Raw genomic sequence first — 17,291 nt, forward strand, 5'->3', positions numbered from 1 at the left:
AAAAGAGACTGAGACATGAGCCAGGACTTCTCGAATTTCATCGGCACCCGCGCCGTTTCGCAGCAACATGCCTTCGACATCGAAGCGCTTGCGGCCTGGCTCACAAAGAACCTCGACGGCTTCAAGGGCCCGCTCACGGTCGAAATGTTCAAGGGCGGGCAATCGAACCCGACCTACAAGCTGGTGACGCCCACGCAGAGCTACGTGATGCGCGCCAAGCCCGGCCCCGTTGCCAAGCTGCTGCCCTCGGCACATGCAGTGGAGCGCGAGTTCAAGGTCATGAGCGGCCTGCAGGGCACCGATGTGCCCGTGCCGCGCATGCACTGCCTGTGCGAGGACGAATCCGTCATCGGCCGCGCCTTCTACGTCATGGAGTTCATGCAGGGCCGCGTGCTGTGGGACCAGTCGCTGCCCGGCATGAGCAATTCCGAACGCGCGGCCTACTACGACGAGATGAACCGCGTCATCGCGGCGCTGCACACCGTGAAGTTTGCCGAGCGCGGCCTTGCCGACTACGGCAAGCCGGGCAACTATTTCGAGCGCCAGATCGGCCGCTGGAGCAAGCAATACAAGGCCTCGACCGATGGCGCCGGCGAACTGTCGCAGCCGATCGACGCCATGGAGCGCCTGATCGACTGGCTACCCGCCCACATGCCGGCGAGCGCACGCGACGAGAGCAAAGTCTCGATCGTGCATGGCGACTACCGCCTCGACAACGTGATGTTCCACGCCACGGAGCCGCGCATCATTGCGGTGCTCGACTGGGAGCTCTCCACGCTGGGCCACCCGCTGGCGGACTTCAGCTATCACTGCATGTCCTGGCACATGCCTCCTACCACCGGCCGCGGCATCGGCGGCGTGGATGTCGTGGCGCTGGGCATTCCCACCGAAAGCGAATACATCCGCCGCTACTGCGAGCGCACGCGCATCAGCACGCCCGAGGCGCTGGCCCCGGACTGGAACTTCTACCAGGCCTACAACCTGTTCCGCATGGCCGCGATCCTGCAAGGCATTGCCAAGCGGGTCGAAGCCGGTACCGCGTCGAGCGAGCAAGCCGTGGCCTCTGCGCGCGGCGCGCGACCGATGGCCGAGATGGCCTGGCAGTTCGCCCAAAAGGCGTAACCAGCCCCTAAAACCCCACCAGGAGACAGCATGGATTTCGAATATTCGGCCAAGACCAAGGAATTGCAGAAACGCGTCACGGCCTTCATGGACGAGAACATCTACCCGGCCGAAGCCGAGTACGCGGCCGAGCTGGCCGCCAACACGGCCGCGGGCAAGCGCTGGACCGCGCTCAAGACCGTCGAGAAGGTCAAGGCGAAGGCCAAGGCCCAGGGCCTGTGGAACCTGTTCCTGCCGGTCGACAGCGCCTCCGCCTCCGGCTACGAAGGTGCGGGCCTCACCAACCAGGAATACGCGCCTCTGGCCGAGATCATGGGCCGGGTGCAATGGGCTTCGGAAGCCTTCAACTGCTCGGCGCCGGACACCGGCAACATGGAAACCATTGCGCGCTACGGCTCGGAGGCCATCAAGGCGCGCTGGCTCAAGCCGCTGCTCGAAGGCGAGATTCGCTCGGCCTTCGCAATGACCGAACCCGACGTGGCCTCCAGCGATGCGACCAACATCTCGACCCGCATCGAGCGCCAGGGCGACGAGTACGTGATCAACGGCCACAAGTGGTGGATTTCAGGCGCCGCCGACCCGCGCTGCGCCGTGTTCATCACCATGGGCAAGAGCGACCCCGATGCGCCACGGCATTCGCAGCAGAGCATGGTGATCGTGCCGGCCGATGCCAAGGGCATCCGCATCGTGCGCCCGCTCAACGTCATGGGCTACGACGATGCGCCGCACGGGCACGTCGAGATGTACTTCGAGAACGTGCGCGTACCGGTCGACAACATCCTGCTGGGTGAAGGCCGCGGGTTTGAAATTGCCCAGGGCCGCCTTGGCCCGGGACGCATCCACCACTGCATGCGACTGATCGGCCTGGCCGAGCGCGCACTCGAGCTGATGTGCAAGCGTGCCTCGTCGCGCGTGGCTTTCGGCAAGACCGTTGCATCGCAGACCGTGACGCAAGAGCGCATTGCCGAGGCACGCTGCAAGATCGACATGGCGCGCCTGCTCACACTCAAGGCCGCCTGGCTGATGGACGTGGCCGGGAACAAGGTTGCGAAGAACGAAATCGCAATGATCAAGGTGGTGGCGCCGAGCATGGCCTGCCAGGTGATCGACTGGGCCATGCAGGTGCATGGCGGCGGCGGCATGTGCGACGACTTTCCGCTTGCCTATGCCTACGCCGGCGCGCGCACACTGCGCTTTGCGGACGGCCCCGACGAAGTGCACCGCAACGCAATCGCGAAGTGGGAGCTGGGCAAGTACGCGCCCAGCAAAACAGAAGCCGAAGCGCCCGTCACGCGCTTCTGATTTGTTGCATTACCCCCTCTCCCTTTGGGAGAGGGTTGGGGTGAGGGCCGACGGCGATCAATTCGCCTCGGCCTTTTCTTTTTCAGAGCTTCTTCTGCAGAAACACCGCGTGCCCGAACGCCGGATCGAGCTGATAGCCGACGAACCCCTCGCGCTCGTAACTCCGCAACGCCGGCGCATTGCCCGAAAGCACTTCCAGCGTGAGCTTGCACGCACCACGCGCGCGAGCCTCTTGCTCGACCCGTTCGAACATGCGTTGCGCAACCCGCTGGCCGCGATGGCTGGCCCGCACGACCACGTCGTGCACATTGACCAGCGGCTTGCAGGCGAAGGTCGAAAAACCTTCGATGCAGTTGATGAGTCCCACTGGCTGCGCGCCGTCGTAAGCCAGCACGCTGAAGGCCTGCGGGCGCGCGGACAGCGCAGCGGGCAAGCCGGCACGCACCTCGGCTTGGAGCGGCGTGCCGCCGCCAGCGGGGTCTTGCGCATAGCTGTCGAGCAAATCGACCAGCGCGGCCGATTGCGCTGCATTGCCGTAGTCCACCAGGACGACTTCGATCATTGCCATTACTGTGCGGACTCGAGCGTCGCGGCAAGGCGCTTCGCGCAAGACTCGGACTGCCTGGCGTCGCGTGCCTCGACCATCACACGCACCAGCGGCTCAGTGCCGCTGGCACGAATCAGCACGCGGCCGCCGTCGCCGAGCTCGGCCTCGATGCGCTGCGTTTCATTGGCCAGTGCCTTGTTGCTCTTCCAGTCCTGCCCCGGCGTGAGCCGAATGTTGATGAGGGTCTGGGGGAACAGCGTGATGTCCGCCAGGAGCTGTGCCACCGTCTTGCCGCTGCGCACGCAGGCTTGCAGCACCTGCAACGCGCTCACAATGCCGTCGCCAGTGGTGTGTCGGTCGAGCGCCAGCAGATGGCCGGAGCCCTCTCCGCCCAGCAGCCAGCCCCGCTTGTCGAGTTCTTCGAGCACATAGCGGTCGCCCACCTTGGCACGCACGAACTCGATGCCCTGGTCGCGCAGCGCTATCTCGACAGCCTTGTTGGTCATGAGGGTGCCGACCACGCCGGCAGGCTTTTCTCCGCGCGCAATGCGCTCGGCCACCATGAGGTAGAGCAGTTCGTCGCCGTTGAAAAGGCGTCCGCTGGCATCCACGAATTGCAGGCGGTCGGCGTCGCCGTCGAGCGCTATGCCGTAGTCGGCTTTTTGTGCCGTCACAGTCTCTACCAGCGCTGCGGGATGGGTCGCGCCAAAGCCCTTGTTGATGTTGAGCCCGTCGGGCGCGCAGCCGATGCTGGTGACCTCCGCCCCCAACTCATGGAACACGTTCGGCGCCACCTGGTAGGCCGCGCCGTGCGCGGCGTCGATCACGAGCTTCATGTCGCGCAGCGTCAGGTCGTTGGCAAAGGTGCTCTTGCAGAACTCGATGTAGCGGCCAGGCGCATCGTTCAGGCGGCGGGCCTTGCCGAGGTCGGCCGAGGTGGCCCACACGGGCGCCTCTTCGAGTGCGGCTTCCACCGCAAGCTCCCATTCGTCGTCGAGCTTGCTGCCGTGGGCGTTGAAAAACTTGATGCCGTTGTCCGGGTAGGCGTTGTGGCTCGCGCTGATCACCACGCCCAGGCTCGCGCGCTGCGCGCGGGTAAGGTAAGCCACGCCTGGCGTAGGCAGCGGGCCCAGCAGCACCACGTCGACGCCTGCGGAGTTGAAGCCCGATTCCAGCGCGGATTCGAGCATGTAGCCCGAAATGCGCGTGTCCTTGCCGATCAGCACCGTGGGGCGCGACTCGCTCTTTTTGAGCACGCGGCCCACCGCATGCGCAAGGCGCAGAACGAAATCGGGTGTGATGGGAGACTGGCCGACCGTGCCGCGGATGCCGTCGGTGCCAAAGTATTTACGGGTCATGAGGTTTGTCGTTTTTGTTGATTGATTGAAGCCGGTGCGCCCGCCTGCGGCTCTTGGGCTTTCATGGCTTGCCAGACCGCGAGCGCCGCCACTGTGTCGCGCACGTCGTGCACCCGCACGATGGCCGCGCCGCGGTCCACCGCCAGCATTGCCGCCGTGACGCTGGGCACTAGGCGTTCGGCAGCGGCCGGAATGCCGCTGACGGTGCCGATTGACGACTTGCGAGACCAGCCCAGCAGCAGCGGATAACCGGCTTCGAGCAACTCGCGCTGCCGTGCCAGCAACGCAAAATTTTGCGCCACCGTCTTGCCGAAACCGATTCCCGGGTCCAGGGTGATTCGCGAGGGGTTGATCTGGAGCAAACGCAGTTGGGCCACCTGCTGCGCCCAGAACGCCAGCACTTCCGGCACCACGTCGCCCTGCATGGGCGCGACTTGCATGGTTTGCGGATCCCGATGCATGTGCATCAGGCAAATGCCGCACGAAGGATGCGCGGCCACGGCTTCGCGCGCGCCCGGTTGCCGCAACGCCCAGACGTCGTTGATGATGTCGGCGCCAAGCTCGAGCACAGCGCGCATGACTTCCGGCTTGTAGGTGTCTATGGACAGCGGCACGTTCAGCTTGACGGCCTCGCGGACCACCGGCAGCACGCGCGCCAGTTCGGCATCGAGCGGCACGGCCGGGCTACCGGGCCGGGTCGATTCGCCGCCGATGTCGAGAATGTCGGCGCCTTCCTTCAGCAACCGCTCGCAATGCTGCAGGGCCGCGGCGGTGGAGGCATGCGCCCCGCCGTCGGAAAAAGAATCGGGAGTGACGTTGACGATGCCCATCACGCGCGGCCGCGCGAGATCGATCGCGAAACGTGCGGTCTGCCAGATCAACGGGGCCATCGCCATGCGGCACCTTCACTATCGAAAACGGGGCCAATGGCCCCGTTGTTGTGTGACACCGGATGATGCACTTCAGGCAGCAGTCGGTGCCGGATCCGGTTTCACTGCCGGCGTACCGCCGCTGCCGCCGCTGCCCGAAGGCGGGATGCGGGGCGTCCAGTCCTTGGGGGGGCGCGGTGCGCGGCCGGCCATGATGTCGTCGAGCTGTTCGCTGTCGATGGTTTCCCACTCGAGCAGCGCCTTGGCCATGGCGTGCATCTTGTCGCTGTTGTCCTCGATGAGGCGGCGGGCCAGGGCGTACTGCTCGTCGATGATGCGGCGGACTTCCTCGTCCACCTTTTGCATCGTCTGCTCGCTCATGGTGGTCGTCTTGGTGACGGAACGGCCCAGGAAGACTTCGCCTTCGTTTTCCGCATAGACCATCGGGCCCAGTGCATCGGTCATGCCGTAGCGGGTGACCATGTCACGTGCCAGCTGGGTTGCCTTGTTGAAGTCGTCCGAGGCGCCGGTGGTGCGCTGGTTCATGAAGACTTCTTCGGCAATCCGGCCGCCGAACAACATCGAGATCTTGTTGAGCGCCCATTCCTTGTCGTAGCCGTAGCGGTCTTTCTCGGGCAGCGTGAAGGTCACGCCCAATGCGCGGCCGCGCGGAACAATGGTTACCTTGTGAACGGGGTCGGATTTGGGCAGGAGCTTGCCGATGAGGGCGTGGCCGGCTTCGTGGTAGGCAGTGTTTCGCAACTCTTCGGGGTCCATGACCGCCGAGCGGCGCTCCGGGCCCATGAAGATCTTGTCCTTGGCTTTTTCGAAGTCCTGCATCTCGACCACGCGCGCATTGCGGCGCGCAGCCATGAGGGCGGCTTCGTTGCAAAGGTTGGCCAGGTCGGCGCCGGACATGCCGGGCGTTCCACGGGCGATGACGTTCGGATTGACGTCCTGGCCGAGCGGCACCTTGCGCATGTGAACGGCGAGGATCTGCTCGCGCCCCTTGACGTCGGGCAGCGTGACATACACCTGGCGGTCGAAACGGCCCGGGCGCAGCAGCGCGGCGTCGAGAATGTCGGGGCGGTTGGTTGCAGCCACCACGATCACGCCGAGATTGGTTTCGAAACCATCCATCTCGACCAGCATCTGGTTCAGGGTTTGTTCGCGCTCGTCGTTGCCGCCGCCCAGGCCGGCACCACGCTGGCGGCCCACCGCATCGATTTCGTCGATGAAGATGATGCAAGGGGCGTTCTTCTTGGCGTTTTCGAACATGTCGCGCACGCGGGCCGCGCCCACGCCGACGAACATTTCAACGAAGTCGGAGCCCGAGATCGAGAAGAACGGAACCTTGGCTTCCCCAGCGATCGACTTGGCGAGCAAGGTCTTGCCGGTACCCGGAGGGCCAACCAGCAGCAGGCCGCGCGGAATGCGGCCGCCGAGCTTCTGGAAGCGCTGCGGGTCTTTCAGGAAGTCGACCACCTCACGGACTTCTTCCTTGGCCTCGTCGCAGCCTGCGACGTCGGCGAAGGTGACCGTGTTGTTGTTCTCGTCCATCATGCGGGCCTTGCTCTTGCCGAAGCTGAATGCTCCGCCTTTGCCGCCGCCCTGCATCTGGCGCATGAAGTAGATCCAGACGCCGATCAGGAGCAGCATGGGGCCCCAGCTCACCAGGAGCGTCATGAGGAGCGAGCCCTCTTCACGCGGCTTGACGTCGAACTTGACGTTGTGATCGATCAGGTCGCCGACCAGGCCCCGGTCGAGCACCGTGGCGGTCGTGCGGATCTTGCGATCGTCGTTGGTGACGGCGATGATTTCCCCGCCGCCCGCGCCTTCGGGGATGACGGCGCTCTTGATCTGATTGTTTCGGACCTGATCAAGGAACTCCGAATAACTTACTGTTCCCGAGCCAACGCCGCCGCGGGTGTCAAACTGCTTGAACACAGTGAACAACACCATGGCAATGACGAGCCATACGGCAACTTTGGAAAACCACTGATTGTTCAAACGAAGCTCCAGTCGAAAGCGCGTGACAAGATTATGAAAAGAACGCGCTGTGGATACGCAATTGCGCCCCATTTTAGGCTTTTCAAGCTACGAAAAGCGGGCATTTCCCTAATGCGGCCATAGCCTCGGAAGGGTTTGCACCCCTTCGACACCCCTTGGCAGCTTATTCAGGGGCGGGCACGTCAAGGTATCAAAGCGTTTCCTGGGCCTTCAGCCCCATTCCCACCAAGAAGGTTTCGGACGACTTGTCGCGCGAAGCCTTCGGTTTGAAGGGCTTGACGGTGCGAAAGTTCGCCTTGAACAGCTTCACGAGTTCGTCGTAGCCGCTGCCGTGGAAAAGCTTGGCGACCAATGCCCCTTCAGGTTTCAGGTGATGCTGTGCAAAGTCGATGGCCAGCTCGATCAGGTGCGCCACACGAGCTGCGTCGGCCGAGTGGATGCCCGAAAGGTTGGGGGCCATGTCGGAAACCACCAGGTCTGCCTTCCGGCCCGCCAGCACGCCCAGCACCTGCTCCAGCAGTTCTGGCTCACGAAAATCGCCCTGCAGGAAGGTCACGCCCTCGATAGGCTCCATTGGCAGGATGTCCAGAGCGATGATGGTGCCGTTCAACCCCCCTGCAGCCGCGCCATCGGGCGACATGCGCCGCCGAAGGTACTGGCTCCAGGCGCCGGGTGTGGAACCCAGGTCGACCACGAGCTGGCCCGGCTTGACCAGGCCCAGCGACTCGTCGATTTCCTTGAGCTTGTAGGCGGCACGTGCGCGATACCCCTCCCGCGTGGCCAGCTTCACGTACGGATCGTTGATGTGGTCGTGTAGCCACGCCTTGTTGACTTTTTTGCTCTTTGCCTTGGTGCTCATGGGTGGCCTCTCGTGCTTCGCGCTGCGGTATTCGCCCTGGAAGCGGCCTGGCGGGTCGAGAGGTTGCTTTCTACCCTCGATAATACGGGGATGCCCGCCATTCAACTTACCCCTGCCGAGCGCAAGGTGCACCGCGCCGACGCTCACCACCTGGATCCGATCGTCATGGTCGGTGGAGACGGGCTGACCCCTGCCGTTAAAAAAGAAGCCGACGCGGCGCTCAAGGCCCACGGCCTGATCAAGATCCGCGTCTTCTCAGACGACCGCCTGGCGCGCGACGCCATGCTGCAGGAACTGGCCGACGAACTCGGCGCTGCGCCTATCCAGCACATCGGCAAGCTGCTGGTGCTGTGGCGCCCCAAGCCCGAGAAGGAGCGCGTGGTCGACGAAGACCGCATGCCCGGCCCGCGCGACATCAAGGTGCTCAAGTACAGCAAGCGCGGCGGCCAGCGCCCCGAGATCAAGACGTTGCGGGTGCTGGGCAACCAGCGCCTCACCCCTGGCGGCACCATCAAGCGCGCCAAGGCCAAAAGGCCGCTCTCGGCCAAGAAACGCAACCAGGCAGACTGAACTTGGCGCCAGCGCAAGGCGCCCAGCGCCATATCCTCTGCATGAAGTGGGGCACGAAATACGGCCCCGAATACGTCAACCGCCTCTACGCGATGGTGCGCCGCAATCTGAGCGGCGACTTCAAGTTCGTGTGCCTGACGGACGACGGCACCGGCATTCGTCCCGAAGTGACCTGCCTGCCGATTCCTCCGCTCAACCTGCAGCTGGCGCCCGGCCAGCGCGACGGCGCGTGGAAAAAGCTCACCACCTTCGAAAAAGACCTGCACGGCCTGCGCGGCACCGCCCTCTTCCTCGATGTCGACGTGGTGATCGTCGGCAGCCTCGATGCATTCTTCGAGCACCCGGGCGAGTTCCTGATCATTCATGACTACGCACGTCCCTGGCGTCGCCAGCGGATCACCGGCAATTCGTCGGTCTACCGCTTTGAACTGGGTGCCCATGCCGACGTGCTGGCGTACTTTCGCGACAACATGGACAAGGTACAGGCCGAGTACCGCAACGAACAGACCTACCTGTCCGCCATGATGCACAAGCAGGGCAAGCTGGGCTATTGGCCGACCGCCTGGTGCCCGAGCTTCAAGTACCACGGCATTCCCGCCTGGCCGGCCAACTACTGGGAAGAGCCCTTCGTGCCCGAAGGCGCGCGCATCATGGTGTTCCACGGCGAATGCAATCCGCCCGACGCGCTGGCGGGCCGGCGCAACCGCGCTTTCCGCTACATCCGGCGGGCGAACTGGGTCGCGAAGTTCTGGAAAGAATGAGCTGAGCGGACAAGGGCGCCGAGCGGCAGCGCCCCCGCCGCCGGTCCTCAGCTTGCCGCGGGCGCTTTGGCAGCGCCCATGCGCCACAGCAGCGCACCGGCGCACAGCCACTGAACCAGGTACATGCCGCTTCCCACGGCATGCCAGAGTTTCAGGTTGTCGCGCGCAAGAATCCGGGGCGCCACGGCATATTGCTGGAGCAGCGCCAGCAGCAAAGCACCCAGTATCAGGAAGATGGCGGTCATCGACGCGTTGTCGATGCGGTCGTCCATCTTCGTCCTGAAGTGAACCAGCAGCAGCAGGCCGCAGCCAATGGCGATCCAGCTCTGCGCTTCGAACAGCTGACCTGCAAAATTGCCCGCCACGGCGGGGTTGCCGAGCCGCGCGAAAAGCATCGGCACGACCAGAAAGCCGATCGTCGTGAGGCTGCCCCACCAGAAGGCGGCGAGCAACAGCGCGAGGCGGTCTTTCATCGGGCGTGAATCAGGTGGTCAGATATAGCGAACCGCCACGATCTCGTAGCGCTTGAGGCCGCCCGGGGCCTGCACCTCGGCGACGTCGCCTTCTTCCTTGCCGATGAGCGCACGCGCAATCGGGCTGGAGATATTGATGAGTCCGAGCTTCAGGTCGGCTTCGTCTTCACCGACGATCTGGTACTTGACCGCTTCGCCGGTTTCTTCTTCCTCGAGTTCCACCGTGGAGCCGAACACCACCTTGCCGCCGGCATCGAGTTCGGCCGGATCGATGATCTGCGCCGCCGACAGCTTGCCTTCGACTTCCTGGATACGGCCTTCGATGAAGCCCTGGCGGTCCTTGGCGACTTCGTACTCGGCGTTTTCGCTCAGGTCGCCCTGCGCGCGGGCCTCGGAAATTGCGTTGATGACCCAGGGGCGGTCCACGGTCTTGAGCTGATGCAGCTCGGCGCGCAGCTTTTCGGCACCGCGCTTGGTAATTGGGATGGTGGCCATGTTTGGTTCTCCATAAAGCGAAACCGCCGAACGCTGCCGTTCGGCGGTCGATTGGGGGAAGGGATCAGACGAGTGTGCGTCCGGTCAGCCGGCTCAGGATGGCGAGCGGGCTCGAATCGGGATTGTATTGCTTAGCTGCGGGCAGATGAAGGGTCTGCTCGAGCATGTACTGGCCCGCCATGACGGCATGCGAGGTCTGGTCGGAAAAGCACACCCACACCGAGCCCGGCGGAAATTCGGCCTTCTCCTGCGGCGAATTTTCCTGGTAGGCCATGTCCGACTTCATGCCGTCGTGCAGTTGCAGCATCAGGTGGTCGTATTCGCTGCGGAAAGACTTGGTCACGTGCAACGCCTGCAGCAGCTTGGCCTGCCAGCGCACATAGGGCTTGGCGCGCGGCAAAAAACGCTTGGCGATGTCCTCGAAAGGTTCGCCCACGCGCCACACGCGCGGCGCGCCTTCGGGGTTCACGTTGGTGAACACCCGAAGAATGCGCTCGCCATAGTTGGGCCGCGAAGGAAACGCATCCACATGCAGGCGGCGGTCGTCGGCGCGCCACGACTGCACGCGCGTCTCGACCTGCGCCGGGCGGTAGCTGGTTGGCGCGAGCCGCAGGGCCTGCGTGTAGTGCGGCAGCAGGCCGTGGATGAGCTGCTGTGCCTGCGCGCGGAACCGCCCCACCATTGCCGCTGCCTTGCGCTGCACCTCCTCGTCGCCGGCGGCGCCCTTGAGCTTGCCGCTGGCGTCGAGGCTGATGTTGCGCACGTCCGGCGACAGCAGGCTCGGCGTGAGCAGGCTACGCTCTTCGGCCAGCAGCTCGAAGCCCAGGCGCGGAAAGTACAGCACCTTGCCCGCTTCCAGTTCGGCGATCCACGCCTCGTTGGGCGTGGCCGCATTCCAGTCTGCGAGGCCGAGTTCGACGAGCTGCGTTTCCATGGCCACGCTCAGGCGGCTGCCAGCTGCGCGTGCATCTCCTGCACCGAGATCACGCCCAGCTCGTCCATGAAGCCCATGCCTTCGACCGCGGCTTCGGCACCAAAGATGGTGGTGAAGGTGGTCACGCGCGCGAGCAGCGCCGAGGTGCGGATCTGGCGCGAGTCGTTGATCGCGTTGCGGCGCTCTTCCACCGTGTTGATGACCAGGGCGATCTCGTTGTTCTTGATCATGTCCACGATGTGCGGGCGGCCTTCGGTCACCTTGTTCACCGTTGCGCATTCGATGCCCGCCGCGCTGATGGCGGCGGCCGTGCCCTTGGTGGCGATGATCTCGAAGCCCAGCTTGACCAGGCCGCGCGCCACTTCCACCGCGCGCGCCTTGTCGTTGTTCTTCACCGAGATGAAGACCTTGCCCGACTTCGGCAGGTGCGTGCCCGCGCCCAGTTGCGACTTGACGAATGCTTCGCCGAAGGTCTTGCCCACGCCCATGACTTCACCGGTCGACTTCATCTCGGGGCCGAGGATCGTGTCCACGCCCGGGAACTTGACGAACGGGAACACGGCCTCCTTCACGCTGAAGTAAGGCGGCGTCACTTCCTTGGTCACACCCTGCGATTTGAGCGACTGGCCGGCCATGCAGCGTGCCGCCACCTTGGCGAGCTGGATGCCCGTGGCCTTGCTCACGTAAGGCACGGTGCGCGAAGCGCGCGGGTTCACTTCGAGCACGTAGATGACGTCCTTGCCGTCCTTCTGCTGGATGGCGAACTGCACGTTCATCAGGCCCACCACGTTGAGTGCGGCGGCCATGGCGGCGCTCTGGCGCTTCAGCTCTGCAATGGTTTCGGCGCTCAGGCTGTAGGGCGGCAGCGAGCAGGCGGAGTCGCCCGAGTGCACGCCGGCTTGCTCGATGTGCTCCATCACGCCGCCGATCAGGGTCTGGCCCTCGGCATCGCGCAGGCAGTCGACGTCGCACTCGACGGCATCGTTCAGGAAGCGGTCGAGCAGCACCGGCGAGTCGTTGCTCACCTTGACCGCTTCGCGCATGTAGCGCTCGAGGTCGCGCTGCTCGTGCACGATTTCCATCGCGCGGCCGCCGAGCACATAGCTCGGGCGCACCACCAGCGGATACCCAAGGGCCGCGGCCTTCTCGAGCGCCTCGGGTTCGGTGCGCGCGGTGGCGTTCGGCGGTTGCAGCAGCTTGAGCTCATGCAGCAGCTTCTGGAAGCGCTCGCGGTCTTCGGCCGCATCGATCATGTCGGGCGAGGTGCCGATGATTGGCACCCCGTTTGCCTCGAGGTCGAGCGCGAGCTTGAGCGGCGTCTGGCCGCCGTATTGCACGATCACGCCGAGCGGCTTTTCCTTGTCGACGATCTCGAGCACGTCTTCGAGCGTGAGCGGCTCGAAGTACAGGCGGTCGCTCGTGTCATAGTCGGTCGACACGGTCTCCGGGTTGCAGTTGACCATGATGGTCTCGTAGCCGTCTTCGCGCATGGCGAGCGCGGCATGCACGCAGCAGTAGTCGAACTCGATGCCCTGGCCGATGCGGTTGGGACCGCCGCCGAGCACCATGATCTTCTTCTTGTCCGTAGGGTCGGCTTCGCACTCGTCTTCATAGGTCGAGTACATGTAGGCCGTGTTGGTCGCGAACTCGGCCGCGCAGGTGTCCACGCGCTTGTAGACCGGGCGCACGCCCAGGGCGCGGCGCTTCTCGCGGATGGCCGTGTCGGTGGTCTTGAGCTGCTTGGCCAGGCGGCGGTCGGAAAAGCCCTTTTTCTTGAGCGCGAGCAGCGTGTCCTTGTCGATGTCGTCGAGCGACTTGGTTTCGAGCTCGAGTTCGATCTTCACGATCTCTTCGATCTGCACCAGGAACCACGGGTCGATCTTGGTCAGGGCAAACACCTCATCGACGCTCAGGCCCATGGCGAAGGCATCGCCCACGTACCAGATGCGCTCGGGACCGGGCTCGCCCAGTTCCTTTTCGAGCACTTCGCGGTCTTGCGTCTTCTCGTTGAGACCGTCCACGCCCACTTCGAGGCCGCGCAGTGCCTTCTGGAACGATTCCTGGAAGGTGCGGCCCATGGCCATCACTTCGCCCACGGACTTCATCTGCGTCGTGAGGCGCGAATCGGCCTGCGGGAATTTTTCGAACGCGAAACGCGGGATCTTCGTGACCACGTAGTCGATCGACGGTTCGAACGACGCGGGCGTGGCGCCGCCCGTGATTTCGTTGCGCAGCTCGTCCAGCGTGTAGCCCACGGCCAGCTTGGCTGCAACCTTGGCAATTGGGAAACCGGTGGCCTTGGAGGCCAGCGCCGACGAACGCGACACGCGCGGGTTCATCTCGATGACGACCATGCGGCCGTCCTTCGGGTTGATGGAGAACTGCACGTTCGAGCCGCCGGTGTCCACGCCGATCTCGCGCAGCACGGCCAGCGAGGCGTTGCGCAGGATCTGGTATTCCTTGTCGGAGAGCGTCTGCGCGGGCGCCACGGTGATCGAGTCGCCGGTGTGCACGCCCATCGGGTCGAGGTTTTCAATCGAGCAGACGATGATGCAGTTGTCGGCCTTGTCGCGCACGACTTCCATCTCGTACTCTTTCCAGCCGAGCAGCGACTCTTCGATCAGCAGCTCGTTCGTCGGCGAGGCTTCGATGCCGCGCTTGCAGATGGTCTCGAACTCTTCCGGGTTGTAGGCAATGCCTCCGCCGGTGCCGCCGAGCGTGAAGCTGGGGCGGATCACGGTCGGAAAGCCGACCGACTTCTGCACCGCCCACGCTTCGTCCATCGAGTGGGCGATGCCGGAGCGCGCCGAACCGAGGCCGATCTTGGTCATCGCGTCCTTGAACTTCAGGCGGTCTTCGGCCTTGTCGATGGCTTCGGGCGTGGCGCCGATGAGCTCGACCGGCTTGTTGGTGGCTGCACCGGTGTACTTGTCGAGCACGCCGTTGCGCCAGAGGTCAAGCGCGCAGTTGAGCGCGGTCTGTCCGCCCATGGTCGGCAGGATGGCGTCGGGGCGCTCCTTGGCGATGATCTTCTCGACCGTTTGCCAGGTGATCGGCTCGATGTAGGTCACGTCGGCCGTGGCCGGGTCGGTCATGATCGTCGCGGGGTTGCTGTTGATCAGGATGACCTTGTAGCCCTCTTCGCGCAGAGCCTTGCAAGCCTGCACGCCGGAGTAGTCGAACTCGCAGGCCTGGCCGATGATGATCGGGCCGGCGCCGATGATGAGAATGGATTTGAGGTCTGAGCGCTTGGGCATCTTATTTATCCTTGGTGAAACCGATGCCGCGGCCGCTGTAGGCGCCCGGCTTCGGCTCATCCATCAGTTGATGGATCGCGTTGAATACATCGCGAAAGTTCTGGTCGTATCGCTGTTCCAGCGCGTTCAGCTTGCGCTTGAGATCGGCGTGCTCCGACAGCATGCTGCGCAGCTTGACAAAGGTACGCATGATCTCGATGTTGACGGCCACGGCGCGTTCGCTGCGCAGCACGCTCGACAACATGGCCACGCCCTGTTCGGTGAATGCCACGCTGCGGTAGCGTGCGCCGCCGGAACCCGGCTTCTCGGGTTTTGAGATCACAAGTTGTGATCTCAAATTCTCGAGGTCCTGGTTCTCCAGGGTAAAGGCAAAGTCCGCGGGAAAGCGATCGAGGTTGCGGCGCATGGCCTGCAACAACACCCGGGCCTCGACGCCATAGAGCGCGGCAAGGTCCTGCGCCAGCATGACCTTCAGGCCGCGCAGCACATAGATCTTGCCCTCGGCATCGCGCAAGGCGGCGATGACCGAGACGTCGAGCACCGCGGGTGCATCAGCCACGTGCCTGCTCCATGAGCGCGGTGAAGCGGTCGAACAGGTAGCCGATGTCGTGCGGGCCGGGCGAAGCTTCCGGGTGGCCCTGGAAGCAGAACGCCGGCTTGTCGGTGCGCGCAAGGCCCTGCAGCGTGTTGTCGAACAGGCTGATGTGGGTGGCGCGCAGGTTGGCCGGCAGCGACTTCTCATCGACCGCGAAGCCATGGTTCTGGCTCGTGATGCTCACGCGGCCGTTGTCCAGGTCTTTCACCGGATGGTTCGCGCCGTGGTGGCCAAACTTCATCTTGAAGGTCTTCGCACCCGAGGCCAGCGCCATGATCTGGTGCCCCAGGCAGATGCCGAAGGTGGGAATGCCGGTTTCGATGAGTTCCCTCACCGCGCTGATCGCGTAGTCGCAGGGTTCCGGGTCGCCCGGGCCGTTGGCCAGGAAGATGCCGTCGGGTTTGAGCTTGAGCACGTCGGCAGCGGGCGTTTGGGCCGGCACCACGGTAATGCGTGCGCCGCGCTGCGCGATCATGCGCAGGATGTTCTTCTTGACGCCGTAGTCGAACGCCACCACGTGGAACTTGGGCGTGATCTGCACACCGTAGCCGGGCTTGCCGTTCGAGTTCACGAGCTTCCACTCGGTTTCGGTCCACTCGTAGGTCTGCTTCACCGAAACGACCTTGGCCAGGTCGAGCCCGGCCATGTTGGGCGCGCCCTTGGCGGCGGCAATGGCCTTGTCGATCAGCGCCTGCGTCACGGCTTCGCCCGTGGCCAGGCCCAGGATGCAGCCGTTCTGCGCGCCATGGGTGCGCAGGTGGCGAGTGAGCTTGCGGGTGTCGATGTTCGCAATGGCCACCGTCTTGCCGGCCACGAGGTATTCGTTCAGCGTCGCGGTCTTGCGGAAATTGGATGCGACGAGCGGCAGGTCTTTGATGATCAGGCCAGCGGCATGGATCTTGTCGGCTTCGATGTCTTCCCCGTTGACGCCGTAATTGCCGATGTGCGGATACGTGAGCGTCACGATCTGCTGGCAATAACTCGGGTCGGTGAGGATTTCCTGGTAACCGGTCATGGAGGTGTTGAACACCACTTCACCGGTCGTGGAGCCGGCGGCTCCGATCGAATTGCCTTGAAAGACCGTGCCGTCTGCGAGCGCCAGGATGGCGGGCGGGAAACTTCCCTTGAGAGACAAAAGCACTGGGTTCTCCGGATGGTTACGGTCGCCCGGAGCCCCAGGCGCGTTGCCTGCGGACTGCTGCTTAAGGGGAAGATGGCGTTGTAGGCGGCCGGGCGACGCTATTGCGAGTAAGCCCCCGATTGTAGCCCGGCGGCGTCACCCTCCTGACTTGAAAGGCCGGAAAACATGCGGCGCCGACGTCTTTATGGCGTCCGGGAATCAGGAATTCGCCCGCGCAAGGCCGGCCGCGCCGCTCGCGTGCAGGCAGATGGCCGCCGCGGCGGCCACGTTCAGCGATTCCTCGCCGCCGGGCTGCGCAATGCGGATATGGTGCGTTGCGCGGGCCTCCAGCGCCGCTGAAACGCCCTGCCCCTCGTGCCCCATGAGCCAGGCGCAAGGATGCGGCAGCCTGGCTTTGTGCAGCCATTCGCCCCGGTGCGAACTGGTGGCCACCAGCGGCACCTTCAGTTGGTCGAGCGCATCGGCCTCCACGCCCTCGATCAACCGCAGGCCGAAATGGGCGCCCATGCCTGCCCGCAGCACCTTGGGCGCCCACAACGCGGCGGTGCCCTTGAGCGCGATCACCTGCTTGAACCCGAAGGCCGCCGCGCTGCGCAGTATGGAGCCGGCATTTCCGGCATCCTGAAGGCGATCGAGCACCACGCTGGGCGCGTCGGGCAGCAGCGCCGGCCGGTCGGGCAAGTCGAGCACGAAACCCATGGGCGCGGGCGACTCCAGTCCGCTGGCGCCGCGCAAGAGATCATCGCCGACCACTACTGTTTTGATAGCAATATTCGTCCATTCGGCAGGACACTGCGGCCAGAACGATTCTGAAAATACAGCCAGGGCGGGCTTGATACCCCTGGCGAGGGCGGCGCGGCAGAGGTGGTCGCCCTCCAGCCACACGCGGCCGAGCTTGCGGTAGGCGCCGGGGTCCTGTGCCAGCTTGCGCAGGTCCTTGAGCAGCGGGTTGTCGCGCGAGCTGATGTGGCTCGCGCCGGCGGGAGTGGTCATGCGGC

At 64.3% G+C, this 17,291-nt stretch carries 16 protein-coding genes; 4 read left to right on the top strand and 12 right to left on the bottom strand.

Going from position 1 to position 17,291, the window contains the following annotated elements:
• The first annotated feature begins 15 nt into the window (after positions 1-15).
• Both QHG62_RS12085 and QHG62_RS12090 read left to right on the top strand, forming a co-directional pair.
• Positions 16-1,122: a phosphotransferase gene (locus QHG62_RS12085; RefSeq protein WP_281151069.1), complete on the top strand. Its 1,107-nt coding sequence runs from the start codon at positions 16-18 to the stop codon at positions 1,120-1,122.
• Between the two features lie 30 nt (positions 1,123-1,152).
• Entirely contained in the window at positions 1,153-2,424 is a 1,272-nt protein-coding gene (locus tag QHG62_RS12090) for an acyl-CoA dehydrogenase family protein (protein WP_281151070.1), read from the top strand.
• 82 nt (positions 2,425-2,506) lie between these two features.
• Here the strand turns inward: QHG62_RS12090 and QHG62_RS12095 are convergent, their stop codons facing one another.
• The 5 genes from QHG62_RS12095 to QHG62_RS12115 all read right to left on the bottom strand — a co-directional run bounded on the left by QHG62_RS12095 (position 2,507) and on the right by QHG62_RS12115 (position 8,067).
• On the bottom strand, positions 2,507-2,992 hold the full coding sequence (locus tag QHG62_RS12095) for a GNAT family N-acetyltransferase (protein ID WP_281151071.1): 486 nt from the start codon (positions 2,990-2,992) through the stop codon (positions 2,507-2,509).
• Complete coding sequence (glmM, locus tag QHG62_RS12100; protein ID WP_281151072.1) at positions 2,992-4,329, bottom strand: phosphoglucosamine mutase; 1,338 nt, start codon at positions 4,327-4,329, stop codon at positions 2,992-2,994. The genes QHG62_RS12095 and glmM overlap by 1 nt, the downstream gene beginning before the upstream one ends.
• A complete protein-coding gene (folP, locus tag QHG62_RS12105; RefSeq protein WP_281151073.1) occupies positions 4,326-5,225 on the bottom strand; it encodes a dihydropteroate synthase in 900 nt (299 codons plus the stop codon). Before folP ends, glmM begins: the two co-directional genes overlap by 4 nt.
• 66 nt (positions 5,226-5,291) lie before the next feature.
• On the bottom strand, positions 5,292-7,208 hold the full coding sequence (gene ftsH / locus QHG62_RS12110; protein WP_281151074.1) for an ATP-dependent zinc metalloprotease FtsH: 1,917 nt from the start codon (positions 7,206-7,208) through the stop codon (positions 5,292-5,294).
• Between the two features lie 190 nt (positions 7,209-7,398).
• Positions 7,399-8,067: an RlmE family RNA methyltransferase gene (locus QHG62_RS12115; RefSeq protein WP_281151075.1), complete on the bottom strand. Its 669-nt coding sequence runs from the start codon at positions 8,065-8,067 to the stop codon at positions 7,399-7,401.
• Positions 8,068-8,157: 90 nt separating this feature from the next.
• Here QHG62_RS12115 and QHG62_RS12120 point away from each other — a divergent pair, with 90 nt between their 5' ends.
• Complete coding sequence (locus tag QHG62_RS12120; RefSeq protein ID WP_281151076.1) at positions 8,158-8,637, top strand: YhbY family RNA-binding protein; 480 nt, start codon at positions 8,158-8,160, stop codon at positions 8,635-8,637.
• Positions 8,638-8,678: 41 nt separating this feature from the next.
• Entirely contained in the window at positions 8,679-9,398 is a 720-nt protein-coding gene (locus tag QHG62_RS12125) for a glycosyltransferase (RefSeq protein WP_281151077.1), read from the top strand.
• Positions 9,399-9,445: 47 nt separating this feature from the next.
• Here the strand turns inward: QHG62_RS12125 and QHG62_RS12130 are convergent, their stop codons facing one another.
• The 7 genes from QHG62_RS12130 to QHG62_RS12160 all read right to left on the bottom strand — a co-directional run bounded on the left by QHG62_RS12130 (position 9,446) and on the right by QHG62_RS12160 (position 17,286).
• The gene (locus QHG62_RS12130) at positions 9,446-9,871 is read right to left on the bottom strand and encodes a DUF4149 domain-containing protein (protein ID WP_258506659.1); all 426 of its coding nucleotides are present in this window, start codon (positions 9,869-9,871) and stop codon (positions 9,446-9,448) included.
• 18 nt (positions 9,872-9,889) lie between these two features.
• Complete coding sequence (greA, locus tag QHG62_RS12135) at positions 9,890-10,366, bottom strand: transcription elongation factor GreA (RefSeq protein ID WP_126749827.1); 477 nt, start codon at positions 10,364-10,366, stop codon at positions 9,890-9,892.
• A 64-nt stretch (positions 10,367-10,430) separates the two neighbouring features.
• Positions 10,431-11,300, bottom strand: a complete 870-nt coding sequence (locus tag QHG62_RS12140) for a Kdo hydroxylase family protein (RefSeq protein WP_281151078.1) — start codon at positions 11,298-11,300, stop codon at positions 10,431-10,433.
• Between the two features lie 8 nt (positions 11,301-11,308).
• Positions 11,309-14,557: a carbamoyl-phosphate synthase large subunit gene (gene carB / locus QHG62_RS12145; protein WP_281151079.1), complete on the bottom strand. Its 3,249-nt coding sequence runs from the start codon at positions 14,555-14,557 to the stop codon at positions 11,309-11,311.
• Position 14,558: 1 nt separating this feature from the next.
• A complete protein-coding gene (locus QHG62_RS12150) occupies positions 14,559-15,098 on the bottom strand; it encodes an ORF6N domain-containing protein (protein WP_281151080.1) in 540 nt (179 codons plus the stop codon).
• A 10-nt stretch (positions 15,099-15,108) separates the two neighbouring features.
• Positions 15,109-16,293 (bottom strand): glutamine-hydrolyzing carbamoyl-phosphate synthase small subunit, encoded by a 1,185-nt coding sequence (gene carA / locus QHG62_RS12155; protein ID WP_281151081.1) that lies wholly within the window; start codon positions 16,291-16,293, stop codon positions 15,109-15,111.
• Between the two features lie 198 nt (positions 16,294-16,491).
• Entirely contained in the window at positions 16,492-17,286 is a 795-nt protein-coding gene (locus QHG62_RS12160) for a TrmH family RNA methyltransferase (RefSeq protein ID WP_281151082.1), read from the bottom strand.
• Positions 17,287-17,291 lie beyond the last annotated feature (5 nt).

The sequence above is a fragment of the Variovorax paradoxus genome (genome assembly GCF_029919115.1).
Taxonomy (GTDB): domain Bacteria; phylum Pseudomonadota; class Gammaproteobacteria; order Burkholderiales; family Burkholderiaceae_C; genus Variovorax; species Variovorax paradoxus_O.